The organism is Oleiphilus sp. HI0061 (assembly GCF_001635675.1).
Map to the genome: position 1 here is coordinate 1 of NZ_LWFE01000478.1, position 909 is coordinate 909.

A 909-nucleotide genomic window follows, 5' to 3' on the forward strand; every position below is an offset into this window, starting at 1 on the left:
AAAACATAACAAGTTCGTCCGTCATGGCAGCTTATGTTACCGATGTATAATCTTCCATATCACAAATGCTACCTATTAGTTATTCATAAGTTTGAGGGTTTCAGCTAGACTCTTATTTTTATCTCGTCTCGCATTACTCTTTACTTAAGGAGCCATCGTGGATCTAATCGAAGCTCGATCTATGCAAGCCAAGTGCATACTCAATCTGATGACAGTTGTCGCCAAAGACAACCTTTCAATTACGCAAAGGGAAGATCTACCAGAAAAAGCCTACGATATTGGCTGCCTAGTGGGAATGCTTGAAGGCGAGATTTTCAAGATCGTCAAAAGTCGCAGTAGCATCGTCGACGACCTTCCTTTTAAAGATAAAATCCTCGAACAATTTGTGAACGGCGTAACTGTAGTTATTCATCGCTTGCTGCTCGACGAAAATCAGGACCAACTCGCTCAAGATCAAGCACGCCTTGATCGACTTCGACAAGAACTAAAACAAAATCTAGAACATACAGAAACCCTCCTGGAAAATGCTACTCGCCTTGAAAGTGCACTTAGCAATAATGCTTTATATCGTGACTCGGCAGAGGTCTTATCAACCTTCCAAAGCAATGTCGCGACCATGCAGAACATGTATCAGGTTAAGGCTCAAGAACATGAGATGTTAAATATACTTGTCGACAAGAATGAAGCCTTACTGCTACAAACCGACCACTCACTGTCAGCACTGCCAAAGCTAAGTGATGCCAGCAAACTAGTCGACCTCAAACAAGAATTTCTCCGTATTGAGCAAGACACATAGAAACTGTATTACGGGCCAAGCATGACCAACCTAATCGACCTTTCGCACAATATGCAAACCTTTAAAGAGCTACGCGTTCAACAAGACGGGCACGTCTTGCTTGTCTCGTTGAA

The 909-nt window shown here is 42.6% G+C and carries 1 protein-coding gene; it reads left to right on the forward strand.

What is annotated here, in order from left to right:
* The first annotated feature begins 157 nt into the window (after window positions 1–157).
* Entirely contained in the window at window positions 158–796 is a 639-nt protein-coding gene (locus A3735_RS06370; protein ID WP_068514174.1) for a hypothetical protein, read from the forward strand.
* Window positions 797–909: the final 113 nt, after the last annotated feature.